Annotated in this window: 14 protein-coding genes; 10 read left to right on the forward strand and 4 right to left on the reverse strand. The window is 64.7% G+C overall.

The features are described 5' to 3' along the window. The first annotated feature begins 140 nt into the window (after positions 1-140). From AB4Z16_RS15765 to AB4Z16_RS15805, 9 genes are all read left to right on the forward strand, one after another. A complete protein-coding gene (locus AB4Z16_RS15765) occupies positions 141-1,262 on the forward strand; it encodes an acyltransferase family protein (RefSeq protein ID WP_441512304.1) in 1,122 nt (373 codons plus the stop codon). A 43-nt stretch (positions 1,263-1,305) separates the two neighbouring features. Continuing rightward, positions 1,306-2,481 (forward strand): acyltransferase family protein, encoded by a 1,176-nt coding sequence (locus tag AB4Z16_RS15770; RefSeq protein WP_441512305.1) that lies wholly within the window; start codon positions 1,306-1,308, stop codon positions 2,479-2,481. Positions 2,482-2,509: 28 nt separating this feature from the next. Further along, complete coding sequence (locus tag AB4Z16_RS15775; RefSeq protein ID WP_441512306.1) at positions 2,510-2,794, forward strand: hypothetical protein; 285 nt, start codon at positions 2,510-2,512, stop codon at positions 2,792-2,794. 138 nt (positions 2,795-2,932) lie between these two features. After that, positions 2,933-3,277, forward strand: coding sequence for an ArsR/SmtB family transcription factor (locus AB4Z16_RS15780; protein ID WP_441512307.1), 345 nt, complete (start codon positions 2,933-2,935; stop codon positions 3,275-3,277). A 12-nt stretch (positions 3,278-3,289) separates the two neighbouring features. After that, positions 3,290-3,724, forward strand: coding sequence for an SRPBCC family protein (locus tag AB4Z16_RS15785; RefSeq protein WP_441512308.1), 435 nt, complete (start codon positions 3,290-3,292; stop codon positions 3,722-3,724). Between the two features lie 84 nt (positions 3,725-3,808). Next, complete coding sequence (locus tag AB4Z16_RS15790; RefSeq protein WP_441512309.1) at positions 3,809-4,561, forward strand: DUF899 domain-containing protein; 753 nt, start codon at positions 3,809-3,811, stop codon at positions 4,559-4,561. A 93-nt stretch (positions 4,562-4,654) separates the two neighbouring features. Then, on the forward strand, positions 4,655-5,371 hold the full coding sequence (locus AB4Z16_RS15795) for a DUF1428 domain-containing protein (protein ID WP_441512310.1): 717 nt from the start codon (positions 4,655-4,657) through the stop codon (positions 5,369-5,371). Between the two features lie 285 nt (positions 5,372-5,656). Beyond that, positions 5,657-6,490 carry a sulfite exporter TauE/SafE family protein gene (locus AB4Z16_RS15800; RefSeq protein ID WP_441512311.1) on the forward strand — a complete coding sequence of 278 codons (834 nt, stop codon included), beginning with the start codon at positions 5,657-5,659 and terminating at the stop codon, positions 6,488-6,490. A 16-nt stretch (positions 6,491-6,506) separates the two neighbouring features. Next, entirely contained in the window at positions 6,507-7,028 is a 522-nt protein-coding gene (locus tag AB4Z16_RS15805) for a GNAT family N-acetyltransferase (protein WP_441512312.1), read from the forward strand. Positions 7,029-7,118: 90 nt separating this feature from the next. On the opposite strand, the gene AB4Z16_RS15810 is transcribed toward AB4Z16_RS15805, so the two are convergent. Together AB4Z16_RS15810 and AB4Z16_RS15815 are read right to left on the reverse strand one after the other, a co-directional pair. Next, positions 7,119-7,367, reverse strand: a complete 249-nt coding sequence (locus AB4Z16_RS15810; protein ID WP_441512313.1) for a hypothetical protein — start codon at positions 7,365-7,367, stop codon at positions 7,119-7,121. 137 nt (positions 7,368-7,504) lie between these two features. After that, a complete protein-coding gene (locus tag AB4Z16_RS15815; protein WP_441512557.1) occupies positions 7,505-8,347 on the reverse strand; it encodes an adenosylcobinamide-GDP ribazoletransferase in 843 nt (280 codons plus the stop codon). 114 nt (positions 8,348-8,461) lie between these two features. Between AB4Z16_RS15815 and cobT the strand changes: the two genes are divergently transcribed. Then, complete coding sequence (gene cobT / locus AB4Z16_RS15820; RefSeq protein WP_441512314.1) at positions 8,462-9,481, forward strand: nicotinate-nucleotide--dimethylbenzimidazole phosphoribosyltransferase; 1,020 nt, start codon at positions 8,462-8,464, stop codon at positions 9,479-9,481. A gap of 107 nt (positions 9,482-9,588) precedes the next feature. Here cobT and AB4Z16_RS15825 read toward each other — a convergent pair whose 3' ends face one another. Beyond that, positions 9,589-10,707 carry a D-alanine--D-alanine ligase family protein gene (locus AB4Z16_RS15825; RefSeq protein WP_441512315.1) on the reverse strand — a complete coding sequence of 373 codons (1,119 nt, stop codon included), beginning with the start codon at positions 10,705-10,707 and terminating at the stop codon, positions 9,589-9,591. A gap of 105 nt (positions 10,708-10,812) precedes the next feature. After that, positions 10,813-12,330 carry a sensor histidine kinase gene (locus AB4Z16_RS15830; RefSeq protein ID WP_441512316.1) on the reverse strand — a complete coding sequence of 506 codons (1,518 nt, stop codon included), beginning with the start codon at positions 12,328-12,330 and terminating at the stop codon, positions 10,813-10,815. Positions 12,331-12,407 lie beyond the last annotated feature (77 nt).

The following is a 12,407-nucleotide window of genomic DNA, read 5'->3' on the forward strand; positions in this document are numbered from 1 at the left end:
CAATTCAATCGTTCGCGCGTTCCCGGTGAACGGCCGTGGCATGGCGGAAGGAGCCTGACTTGCTAGGGCCAGCGTCAATCGCCCGGACCGCAAGACGTCGCATCGAACATGCGGTGTCGAGCAAGGAAATCAGCCCGTCCATGGCCTCGGCGCTCGACCTGACGCGCTGGGCCGCAGCTCTGCTTGTTCTTATCTACCACGTCCGGGAGAACGTTCTCGTTCCGGCCGCCGACACATCGGAAAGCCTGCGGTCAGCGCTGGTTTCGATTGTTTATCTCGTGACCAATTGTGGCGACCAAGCGGTTACCTGGTTCTTCATCACGAGCGGGTTCCTGGTCGGCGGGAGTGCGGTCTCGGATATCGTCTCGGGTCGCTTCGAGGGCAGGCACTATCTGGTCAATAGGATATCGCGGATCTACGCCGTGTATCTGCCGGCGCTCGCGTTGGGTTTCACGCTCGATCTGATCAGGGTGGGACAATTCGGCATTAGCCTCAATGCGGGGGGCGAAACAGTCGCCAGCTATAGCGCTCTTACGGTTATTCTGAATGTCTTGAATCTGCAGACCATTCTTGCGCCGACGATTGGAAGCAATATCCCGTTGTGGAGCATCGCATATGAAATGTTTTATTACTTAACCTTTCCATTCATATTTATCGCTTTCTGGAGGGGGCGTTTAGATCTGAGGATCACATTTATAATTGCATTATATTTTGTAATAGTGTTCAAAAATAATCCTTCAGTCATAAATTATTTCTTCATTTGGGTGCTTGGGGCGGTTGTCCGATTCATGCCCAGGCTTATTTTTGCGTCCCCGATCTTGGCTTGGGCTGCCGCAGTGGCCGCCTGCTTCAGTTTTCCGGCTCTGGCCACGCTGCTGGGGGGAGGCGCGAAGATCGTTCTCGGTCTGGCTTTTGCGAACGCCCTTCTTGCCGCGCGGTTCAGCAACTCTCCAGTGCTGCTGAAGATTGCACCCATCAATGCGCTTTTGGCATCATTTTCATTCAGCTTGTATGTTCTTCATGCTCCCGCACTGCACTTCATCCTGGCGCTGGCAAACGGCCGTGCCGACTCGCGTTTGAGCCTGCAGCCCAGCGGCTGGGAGGGTGTGAGTTGGGGCGTGGGGCTGACGGTCGCGCTTGTCCTCTATGCCTTCGCTTTCAGCCTCTTCACGGAGCGCAAGACGCACGTCGTCCGGGCGTTCCTCGAGAGGCAAATTTCCGGAAAATGCAGTGATCAAGTCAGGGCCATAAAGACTCGATGAGCTCTCGTGTTCACCACAGGTGCCTGGAGAAAGATCGGCCATAATGCGTATACATCAGATAGATGCGTTGCGCGGACTCATGGCCGCCGTCGTCGTCATCCAGCATATCTACCTGTCGTTTCCGACGGGGAGTGGCGCGGAGTGGGTGAATATTATCAAGTACTCACCCCTGCGCATTTTCATCGCGGGGCACGCAGCAGTTTTGGTATTCTTCGTCATGAGCGGCTTCGTTGTCGCTCTGCCGTTCACTGGCGGCCGGTCGCTGGTCTTCAAGGATTTCATCGTGAAGCGGCTCGCCCGGCTCTATCCGCCGTTTGCGGTAGCGGTTCTATTGGCGGCCTTGCTGTTCTGGCTCACAGGCAATCGCGGCGGGACGACGGCCAGCGCTTGGCTGCATGAGAATTGGAATGTCGATCTGTCCTTGCCGCTCGTTCTGCTGCATTTGATCGGCACCGGCAGAGCTGATGACATCAGTCTCAATAGCCCGATCTGGAGTCTCATCGTCGAAATTCGCGTGGCGCTGATTTTTCCGGTCCTGATACTCCTCGCGACACGCTGGCGCGTCGGTTCTTTGATCGGCGGGGGACTCCTCCTGCTTGGATCGAGCTTTCTCATGCCGGCGATTGGCGAGGGCCAGCAGATCTACGTATCGTCCACAACGATGCTGGGAAACGTCATCGTTACCGCCCGCTATCTGATCTTTTTTATCATCGGTATCGTGATGGCGGAGACGCTTGCCATCTGGCGCGGCCGGCTCGCGGAGCTCAGCGGGGCCCGCCGTCACGTTGTCGTCGGGCTGTCCGTGATCCTCCTGCTGGCTCCCAGCACGCATAGCTATCTGTCGGATTGGGTCATCGGTGTGGGTGCGGTCGGGATCGTGGCGACGACCGTCGCCTATGGCGATCGCTGGCGTTTGCTTCTCTCGGCACCAGCTCAGTGGCTTGGCCGGGTTTCGTATAGTCTCTACCTGATCCACATGCCTCTCTGGCTCGCGGCCATTCACCTCGGAGCCGACAGGATCGGTTTGCCGATGACAGCGTTGTTGTTCCTGGCAATCGTGTTTCCCGCAGCCGAAATGATGTATCGGCTTGTCGAGCAGCCTTCGATCGCGTTGGGACGATATCTGAGTGGCAAGCGGGGCGCGCACGCCGCAATGGGCGCCGAGCTTGCCACATCTGGAAAGATCAAAGAACCGTTGGCGTTGAGTGGGAAGGGCTGATTGCAGGAGGGCGCGAGAAAGGCCGCATGTGACCAACCTCTCGCATGCGATTGACGTCGACTCGCGGCAGCCACTGGAAGCGGCCCCCTTGGCAAGCTCCGTCGCCGGCAAGATCTTGGTCTTCACCGGCCCGCTGGAGTGGATGATCCGCGACGAGGCCAGGGCGATGGCCGAACCGCTCGGCGCGAAGGTCGCGGGTGTGGTCTCGTGGAATACCGATCGGCTCGCGCTGGATCCGGTGCTGGTCCCAAGCTCAAGGACGCGTCCAAGCCCGGCGTCGAGGCGATCGACGAGGCCGGCTGGTCTGATCTGAAAAGGCGGTTGAAGTCCGCTACGGGCGGCTTCGACAAACCACCCGCTCCAGCCGACAAGCTTTCCGTACAGCGCATTCCGTTTCCATCGAACGAGCAGGGCTTGACGGCGTCGACGGGTTGCTTTTAAACTTAACTCAATGGTTAAGTTTCAGGCCGCTCAGCTCGACAGGACGTTTTCCGCGCTGGCGGATCCGACGCGGCGGGCCTTGCTGGCGCGGCTGGAGCGGGAAGACGGGCTTTCCGTCAGCGAGCTGGCGAAGCCGTTCCCGGTCTCGCTGCCGGCGATCATGAAGCATCTCGAAGTGTTGTCGGATGCAGGGTTGGTCACGCGGACGAAGACGGGGCGCACCGTGTCCTGTCGTCTCAACGCCGAGCCGATGGAGGAAGCGATGGGTTGGCTGGCGCATTATCAGCGCTTCTGGACCCAAAGGCTCGATGCGCTCGAGGCGCTGCTCGAGGCGCGGCGCAAGGGCGAAGGCTGAAGGGATGGGCACATGCATCAACAGGTGACACCGAGCCTCACGATGAAGCGCCGCCTCAACGCGTCGCCGGCCGAGGTCTACACGGCCTGGACCGATCCGGAGCTGCTCGTGCGCTGGTTCGGGCCCGAGAACGTCGTTGCGCAGGAGGCCGAAATCGATCCGCGCGTCGACGGGGCCTATCGCGTCGTGATGATCGAGAATACGGGCCAGCGCCACGAGGTGTCCGGGCGCTATCTAGAAGTCGTCGAGAACGAGCGTCTCGTCTTCAGCTGGTCCTGGGTGACGACGCCGGAGCGCGTTTCTCGCGTCACCGTCACATTGAAGCCGGATGGTGAGGGCACGATCCTGACGCTTTTGCACGAGAAGCTGTTCGACGGTGCGGCCGTGCGCGGCCACACCCATGGCTGGACCGGAACCATGGAAAAGCTCGAGGCCTACTTCGCCTGAAAAAGGAGCGCGGCGCTGCCCCGCCGGGCAAGCGCGTGGAAGAGCTGCCGGCGTGGGCCGGCGGAAACACAGGGAGCGGAGACGATGGAACACAGGATCGTATCCCGTGAAGAATGGCTTGCGGCCCGCAAGGCCCATCTCGCCCATGAAAAGGAGTTCACCCGCCAACGCGACGCGCTCTCGGCCGAGCGGCGCGCGCTGCCCTGGGTCAGAATCGACAAGGACTATGTCTTCGCCGGTCCGAACGGGCGGCTGTCGCTGGCCGATCTGTTCGACGGCAAGAGCCAACTGCTCATCTATCACTTCATGTTCGGGCCGGGCGCCAAGGAAGGCTGCCCGGGCTGCTCCTTGCTCGCCGATCATTTCGACGGCGCGAACCAGCATCTGAAACACCACGACGTCAGCCTAGTGGTGGTCTCGCGAGCGCCTTATGCCGAGTTCCAGCCGTTCCGGCGCCGCATGGGCTGGGATTTCCCCTGGGTGTCCTCAGCCGGCAGCGACTTCAACCACGACTTTCACGTCTCGCCGAGCCCGGCGGAGAAGGCGGCCGGCCGCTACGAATACAACTATGAGACGCATGAAGGCGAAGGCGGCGAGATGCCGGGTTTCAGTGTCTTCTACCGCAATGCGGCCGGCGAGATCTTCCACACCTACTCGACCTATGCGCGCGGCGGCGACCTGCTGATCGGTGCCTACAACTTCCTCGACATGATGCCGAAGGGCCGCAACGAGGACGGGATCATGGACTGGATGCGTCACCACGATCGCTACGAGGACGAGCCGAAGGGCGCAGCGAACTTCCAGCCTCTGCTGGCAACCGGCTCCTGCTGCGCTTGAGCGCGCTTTTCCGCATCGAACAGCAGGAAGCGTCGGTCGATATCAAAGTTTTGAGACGCGGCCGCACGGGCAGCCGCAAGTGAGGAGAACGCTATGGCTTATGTCGATGGTTTCGTCGTCGCGGTCCCGGCCGCGAACAAGGATGCATATCGCAAGCAAGCCGCCGCCGCGGCGCCGCTGTTCAAGGAATTCGGCGTCAGGCGCCATGTCGAGGCCTGGGGCGACGATGTCCCGGACGGCAAGGTCACCGATTTCAAGGGCGCCGTGAAGGCGACGCCCGACGAGGTCGTGGTCTTCTCCTGGTTCGAATACCCCGACCGGGCCACACGTGACGCCGCGAATGAGAAGATCATGAGCGATCCGCGCATGAAGGAGATGATGGGCCAGGAGATGTCCTTCGACGGCAAGCGCATGATCTATGGCGGCTTCGCCTCGCTGATCGATGAAGGCGAGGGCGGTGCGATGGGCTACCTCGATGGCGTCCTGGTTGCCGTGCCCAATGATCGCAAGGCCGACTATCGCAGCTTCGCCGCCGGGCACGCGGCGCTGTTCAAGGAGTTCGGCGCCCGCCGCGTCGTCGACGCCTGGGGTGACGATGTGCCGGATGGCAAGGTCACCGATTTCAAGGGAGCGGTGAAGGCTGAAGCCGGCGAGACGGTGGTCTTCAGCTGGGTCGAGTGGCCGTCCAAGGAGGCGCGCGCCGCTGCCTGGGGCAAGATGATGGCGGATCCGCGCATGGGGGAGCTCAAGATGCCTTTCGACGGCAAGCGCGTCGTCTATGGCGGCTTCGCGCCGCTGCTGGATGTGTGATCGCGGCGGATGAAAGCCTCCCTCGTTCCGGGCTCGCCCTGGAATGAGGGTTTTGTGGCAGGGGTGAGCCGTCAGGCCGGCGGCCGACATTGCCGGTCGCTCGGTCTCCTCCGCGAAACAGGGGGACGCTCAGCAGAAACGCCGGCACGGTCGATCCCTACGCACCGCGTCAAGGAGAGGTTCGGCTTGGCGCTATGATTTCTCGCAGCCGTCATGCGGGGTGGCATCTTGTCCCGGCCGCGCAAATGGCCGAGAGATCGGGCTGCCCAACCGGATCGAGTTTTCATGTTTGCTGGCATTCCTCTCGGCGATCTCGCCTTCCTCGCCGTCTCCCTCGTGCTCGCCGGCGCGGCCACGGGGCTTCTTGCCGGCGTCTTTGGCGTCGGCGGCGGCGCGGTCATCGTGCCCGTGCTGTATGAGGTCTTCCGCGTCATCGGCGTGGCCGACGAGGTGCGCATGCCGCTTGCGGTGGGCACTTCGCTGGCCGTCATCATCCCGACCTCGATCCGCTCCTTCAACGCCCATCGCGCCAAGGGACTCGTCGATCTCTCGATTCTGAAGATCTGGGCCGTTCCGGTCGTGGTCGGCGTCATCGTCGGCAGCTATATCGCCCGCTACGCGCCGGCCGATCTCTTCAAGATCATTTTCGTCGTCGTGGCACTGATTTCGGCCATCCGCCTGCTCTTCGCTGCCGATCGCTGGAAGTTCGGCGAGGAGATGCCGGGCAAGCCGCTGATGGTCGCCTATGGCGGCGTCATCGGCGTGCTCTCGGCGCTGATGGGCATCGGCGGTGGCCAGCTCTCCAGCCTGTTCATGACCTTCTATGGCCGCCCGATCCATCAGGCCGTCGCGACCTCCTCCGGCCTCGGCGTGCTGATCTCGATCCCCGGCGCACTTGGCTTCATCTATGCCGGCTGGCCGAAGATGGACATCCTGCCGCCGCTCTCGCTCGGCTATGTCTCGCTGATCGGCATGATCCTGTTCATCCCGACCTCGATCTGGACCGCGCCGATCGGCGCGCGCATGGCGCACCGGCTCTCGAAGCGGCGGCTGGAGGTCGCATTCGGTCTGTTCCTGCTCTTCGTCGCCAGCCGCTTCATCTGGTCGCTGCTGCACTGAGCAGGTGGGGCGGCCGATGAGCGAAACCGCGATCCGGCTGCTCCAGCCCGCCGATCATCCGGCGCTGGCCGCGCTGATGGTCGAGATGCAGGGCCACTACGCGGTGCCGTGTCCGCCGGCCGATGAGATCCTTGTCGGTCTCGCGCAACTACCGGCCGGCGTCGACATCCTCGTCGCGGTGAAAGGCGAGGCGGTGCTCGGCTTCGCCTCTGCCTGTAATCTCTATCCGGGTCCGGGGCTGAAATCCGGCTTCTTCCTGAAGGAGATCTACGTTGCCGATGCGGCGCGCGGTGGCGGCCTGGGGCGCGCGCTGATGGAGGCGCTGGCCGACCTCGCGCTCGAACGCGGCCACCGCCGCATCGACTGGACTGCCGATGCCGACGACCCGGACCTGCTGCGCTTCTATGAAAGCCTCGGTGCGACCGCACAGCCGAAGAAGCTCTTCTTTCGTTTGAGCGGAGAGGCTCTTGCCGCCTTGGACCGGCGGCAAGCCGGGACTACTCCGGGCGGTGCAATGCATCCGCCATCAAAGAGCTGAGTTCTGTTCCCGCGACAGGCTGGTCGGTCTGAAGTTCCGCCCCTGTCGCAAGGAGGGCGGATGCCTTTCAGATCAAGATTGACGCCGCTGCTACCAGGCGACGCAGCGGCGTACGCCGCCGACGACCCCGTAGCGTCGGCACACGGCGCCGTGCGAGCGCGGAGCGACATAGCCGCGCCGTGCGACGACAGCGCCGTTCGGCCCGGCGCATCCAGCCCGGTAGACGCCCTTGGCACAGACCACGGCGGAGGCCGTGGACGGAAGAACGAGGCTCGACACCGCATAGGCGGCGGCAACGGCGAACAGTCCGGCCGGGAATCCAAGAAGAGCTTTGCGCATGGCATTGTCACCTAACGTAAGCAGACGGGAGGCAAGCAGAGCGAGCGCTCACAAATCGTTGCCGTCAAGTCCCGTTGCGCATTCGAGCCTCCCGCCATGACGTTTGGCGGCGGTCCGCGTGGGGGCGCGGCGGCTGGTCAGGCGCTCGGATGCAGCATGAGCGCAAGCCCGAGATAGATCGCGATCTCGGCGAGCTGCTGCGCCGCGCCGAGGATGTCGCCGGTCTGCCCGCCGATCAGGCGTTGCGCCAGCCGCGACAGCACGGCTGCGGCACCATGCGCCAGCGCGAAACCGAGCAGCAGCCCGGCCACCGGGAGTTGCGCCAACAGCGCGATCCCGGTCGCGAGGAAGAGGCTCAGGGCGAGCGCGATCCGCGCCGTGACGATCGACGGCTGGCCGACAGCCGCGGCGGCGCCGCTGCTGCGCGCCGCCGGCTGCGTCGCGAGCAGGAAAAGCCCTTCGGCGCGGGACCAGGGGGCCGCGACGAGCACCGCCGCTGCCGCCGCCCAGGCGCCGGAGCGGTCGAGGATCAAGGCGATGAGGCTCGCCCGCAGCAGCAGAGACAGGCCAAGCGCCAGCGCGCCATAGGAGCCGATGCGGCTGTCCTTCATGATCTCGAGCCGGCGTTCCGGCGTGTGTCCGCCGAACAGCCCGTCGGCGGTGTCCGCCAGCCCGTCCTCGTGAAAGGCGCCGGTGGTCAGCGCCAGCACGGTCAGCGAGAGCGCAGCCACGACGAAACCACTCAGGCCCGCCAGCCCGGCGCCGAGTGTGATGAGCGACGCCGGCAGCGCGATGACGAGGGCCGCGAAGGGCAGAGCGCGTGGCACGCTGCGGAAGTCGGGGATGCCGTGGCTGCCGGCCTCGCCGGGCAATGGCGGGACGGGCAGGCGCGACCAGAAGCGCAGGCAGATCGCCGTCGCGATCGTCCAGCCCGGCCAGTCCGGCGGGGGCGTCTCCGTCGTCGTCTCGGCTTCAGCCATGCCTGCCGCGTTGTTCTGCTCGATTGTCTTCACGCTCCCGACCCTATAGCAGCAGCTTCAATCCTGCCGCCATGCCGATGCGCTGATGCGGTTCCTTGCGTAATGGATTTGCCCATGGCCGCCTCCGGATTGCCCTTCGACGATATCCGCGAACTCATCGCCGCGATGCCCGGCCCCGACATGGCGGCGGCGAACGCGGTACGCGCCCGCGACGCCAATCTCACCAAGCCGGCCGGCAGCCTCGGCCGCATGGAGGAGATCGCGGAATGGCTCGCGGCCTGGCAGGGCAAGGCGCCGCCGCGCGTCGACCGGCCGCTGGTCTGCGTCTTCGCAGGCAATCACGGCGTCGTGGCTCAGGGCGTCTCGGCCTACCCGCAGACGGTGACGCGCCAGATGCTGGAGAATTTCGCGGCGGGCGGCGCTGCGATCAACCAGATCTGCGCGGCCTATGATCTCGGCTTCAAGGTCTTCGATCTCGCGCTGGACCTGCCGACGGGAGACTTCACCCAGACCGATGCACTCGACGAGCGCGCCTGCGTCGCCACCATGGCCTTCGGCATGGAAGCGCTTGTCGGCGGCACCGATCTGCTCTGCCTCGGCGAGATGGGCATCGGCAACACCACCTCGGCCGCGGCGATCTACGCCGCCCTCTATGGCGGCGACGCCGCGCATTGGTGCGGGCACGGCACCGGCGTCGATGAAGCCGGCTTCAAGCGCAAGGTCGCGGCGGTGGAGAAGGGGCTGGCCCTGCATCGCGCCCATCTCAAGGACCCGCTCGAAGTGCTGCGTCGCCTCGGCGGGCGCGAGGTCGCGGCGATCTGCGGCGCGATCATCGCCGCGCGCTCGCAGCGCATCCCGGTGATCCTCGATGGATACGTCGTGACGGCTGCCGCGGCGATCCTGCATGCCATCGAGCCCTCCGCGATCGACCACTGCATCGCCGGCCATCTCTCGGCTGAGGGCGCCCATGCCGATGTGCTCGCTCGTCTCGGCAAGGTGCCGCTGCTCGCGCTCGACATGCGGCTGGGTGAGGGCACGGGCGCGGCGCTCGCCGCAGGCCTCGTCAAGGCGGCGGCGGCGGTCCATTCGGGCATGGCGACCTTCGAGCAGGCACAGGTCGCGCGGAAGGATTGAGATGAGCAGTCATGCTCGGGCTTGACCCGAGCATCTCGGAAACCAGTCTTCTCTTGTTCTGAGATTCTCGGGTCTGCGCTTCGCTCCGCCCGAGAATGACGTTCCGCTCACTCCGTATAATCCGTCTTCAGCCCCGCCCGCTCGGCGTGTCGCTCCTGCGCCAGTTCGATCAGGCGGGTGATTAGCGCGGGGTAGGGCAGGCCGGAAGCCTCCATCATCTTCGGATACATGCTGATCGCGGTGAAGCCCGGCAGCGTGTTGATCTCGTTGAAGTAGAAGGCGCCGCTCTGGCGGTCGAGGAAGAAGTCGACCCGCGCCAGCCCACTGCATTCCAGTGCGACGAAGGCGTCGATGGCGAGCTGGCGCACGCGTGCCATCTGGTACGGATCGAGCTTCGCCGGCAGGTCGACGGTTGCGCCGTCCTGGTCGATATACTTGGCCTCGTAGGAGTAGAATTCGTGCTGCGGGCCGGCGTTGAGCTCGCTCGCGACGCTCGCCACCGGCGGATCGCCGTCGAGCACTGCGACCTCGATCTCGCGGGCATCGATGCCCTGCTCGATCAGCACCTTGGTGTCGTACAGGAAGGCATCGGCGAGCGCCGCGTCAAGATCCTCCCAGCGCTTGACCTTATGGACGCCGACGCTGGAGCCCATATTGCAGGGCTTGACGAAGATCGGGAGCGTCAGTGCCTCGCGCGCCGCACTCGCCGAGCCCTCGGGGTCGCGGCGATAGTCGCGGCGCGACAGGGCAAGATATGGCGCGACCGGCAGCCCGGCGAGCGCGGCGAGGCGCTTGGCGATGTCCTTGTGCATGCCCACCGCGGAGGCCAGCACGCCCGAACCGACATAAGCCGCGCCCGAAAGCTCCAGCAGGCCCTGCATCGCGCCGTCCTCGCAGAGCGGGCCGTGGATTACCGGGAACACCACATCGACCGGCGCGATGGCAGGCGCGGTGTTGTCGGCGGGCAGAATTGCGGTCTGCGTGCCCCGCGCTTCCAGCCGGATAGCCGGAGAATCCGCCGGGATCGGCAGGCTGTCGCTGTTCGTGGCTTCGATGCGCCGCAGATCGTGGCATTGCCAACGGCCCTGCTTGTCGATGCTGATCGGCACGGGCTCGAACCGGTCCCGGTCGAGATAGCGCAGGACGGAGGCCGCCGATTTCAGCGAGACCTCGTGTTCGCCCGACTTTCCGCCATAGAGCACGGCGACGCGCGTTTTCCGGTTCATGATGCGAGGGTCCGAGAGGAGAGTGTGGGCGCCCCGAGCGAGGCGTCTATGGATGTTGCCGATCGATGGGGCGAGATTCGGGCGTTGCCGCCGCGGATTTGCAGTTCATGCCGCCCGCGACTTCGGCTCGGGCAAGGCGGCGAGCGTGTCCATCACGCGCTCGGCCGGCAGGGTGATGGTCACTTCCGTCCCGGCGCGCGGCTTCGATTTCAGGTTGAAGCTGCCGCCGTGGAGATCGATCAGTCCCTTGACGATCGGCAGGCCCAGCCCCGAGCCCTGCTCGGCGGTTTTGATGGCGAGCGAGCCGCGCCCGAAGCTCTGCATCACGATCGGGATCTCGTTCTCGGGGATGCCGGGCCCGGTATCGGCGACCGAGACATATTGCCCGCCCGTCGCCGTCCAGCCGACCTTGATCGTGATCTCGCCGCCCTGAGGCGTGAATTTGATCGCGTTCGAGAGCACGTTGAGGACGACCTGGCGGATGGCGCGCTCATCGGCCCAGACCCGCGGCAGCTGCGGCTCTGCAAGCGTGCGGATGCTCTGGCCCTTGGCCTTGGCGCGCATTGCCAGCATGTGCCGGCAGTCCTCTACGATGTCGACGAGCGACAGCGCCTCCTCGTTCAGCTCGTATTTGCCGGCTTCGATGCGCGACAGGTCGAGGATTTCGTTGATCAGGTTCAGCAGGTGCTGGCCCGAGCCGTGGATATCGGCCGAATATTCCTTGTAGGCGGCATTGGCGTGCGCGCCGAAGATCTCGCTCTTCATCACCTCGGAGAAGCCGAGGATGGCGTTGAGCGGCGTGCGCAGCTCGTGGCTCATCGTGGCGAGGAAGCGCGACTTGGCGAGATTGGCTTCCTCCGCCTTGCGCCGGGCCTCGTCGGAATTCGCATTCGCGGTTTCGAGTTCGGCGATCAGCGCGTCCTTCTCGGCCCGGAAGCCGATCGAGTCGACCGAGCTGGCATAGAGCCGGTTGGCCAGGAAGATGAAGAAGAGTTGTGCCGAGGCCGCCATCAGCGCCATCGTCACGCTGTCCATGTCGCGCCGTTCCCAGAAGAACGCCATGATGCCGGCGATGATCGGCGTCAGCCCGGCATAGACCGCGATCGGAATCGTGGCGGAGAGCATGACCGTGAGCGCGCTGACGATGAGCAGCGCCGTGGTGACGAAGACCTTCGCGCCGGGAGCCTCGACAGGCGCGAACAGCAGCAGGAGAAGCGCCCAGGAGAAGCCGTGAATGCCCTCTGCCAGGGTGAAGAGCCGGCGCCAACGTTTCAGCCGGACCGTATCGGCGGGCTTGCGCAGATAGCGGCGCGACAGGGCGACGATGATGAGCGTGCTGGCGAGGACCGCGGCGCTCCACAGCGCGACATACATGGTCGGCAGCCACAGACAGGCGGCTGCGGCGATGCCGATCACCAGCACCAGCGTGCCGGCGGAGCCGGTCAGGCGGTATTGCGCGAAGACGCGCAGCAATTCGGAATCGAAGGCGCGCTCGAGCCCGGTCGAGGACGTCAGGCGCTCGCGCACGGATTTCACTTCCCGTGAAACGTGCTTGCGGCGCGCCACGACGGAAGGATCGGGCCCGCGCCCGCGCTGCACCTGTTCGGCCGTCACTTCCGCCATGGTCGGAAAGATGTATCCTCGTGCCGCCGCGCGGGATGCGCAAACGGCTCGCCATCATGGACACCAAATCGTTAAGC

The sequence above is a fragment of the Allobosea sp. TAF32 genome (assembly GCF_052113585.1).
Taxonomy (GTDB): domain Bacteria; phylum Pseudomonadota; class Alphaproteobacteria; order Rhizobiales; family Beijerinckiaceae; genus Allobosea.

Excerpts from the sequence above, each read along its gene's own strand:
- AB4Z16_RS15765 (WP_441512304.1), top strand. The coding sequence starts at position 141 with ATGGCCTCGGCGCTCGACCTGACGCGCTGGGCCGCAGCTCTGCTTGTT.
- AB4Z16_RS15770 (WP_441512305.1), top strand. The coding sequence starts at position 1,306 with ATGCGTATACATCAGATAGATGCGTTGCGCGGACTCATGGCCGCCGTC.
- AB4Z16_RS15780 (WP_441512307.1), top strand. The coding sequence starts at position 2,933 with ATGGTTAAGTTTCAGGCCGCTCAGCTCGACAGGACGTTTTCCGCGCTG.
- AB4Z16_RS15785 (WP_441512308.1), top strand. The coding sequence starts at position 3,290 with ATGCATCAACAGGTGACACCGAGCCTCACGATGAAGCGCCGCCTCAAC.
- AB4Z16_RS15790 (WP_441512309.1), top strand. The coding sequence starts at position 3,809 with ATGGAACACAGGATCGTATCCCGTGAAGAATGGCTTGCGGCCCGCAAG.
- AB4Z16_RS15795 (WP_441512310.1), top strand. The coding sequence starts at position 4,655 with ATGGCTTATGTCGATGGTTTCGTCGTCGCGGTCCCGGCCGCGAACAAG.
- AB4Z16_RS15800 (WP_441512311.1), top strand. The coding sequence starts at position 5,657 with ATGTTTGCTGGCATTCCTCTCGGCGATCTCGCCTTCCTCGCCGTCTCC.
- AB4Z16_RS15805 (WP_441512312.1), top strand. The coding sequence starts at position 6,507 with ATGAGCGAAACCGCGATCCGGCTGCTCCAGCCCGCCGATCATCCGGCG.
- AB4Z16_RS15810 (WP_441512313.1), bottom strand. The coding sequence starts at position 7,367 with ATGCGCAAAGCTCTTCTTGGATTCCCGGCCGGACTGTTCGCCGTTGCC.
- AB4Z16_RS15815 (WP_441512557.1), bottom strand. The coding sequence starts at position 8,347 with ATGGCTGAAGCCGAGACGACGACGGAGACGCCCCCGCCGGACTGGCCG.
- cobT (WP_441512314.1), top strand. The coding sequence starts at position 8,462 with ATGGCCGCCTCCGGATTGCCCTTCGACGATATCCGCGAACTCATCGCC.
- AB4Z16_RS15825 (WP_441512315.1), bottom strand. The coding sequence starts at position 10,707 with ATGAACCGGAAAACGCGCGTCGCCGTGCTCTATGGCGGAAAGTCGGGC.
- AB4Z16_RS15830 (WP_441512316.1), bottom strand. The coding sequence starts at position 12,330 with ATGGCGGAAGTGACGGCCGAACAGGTGCAGCGCGGGCGCGGGCCCGAT.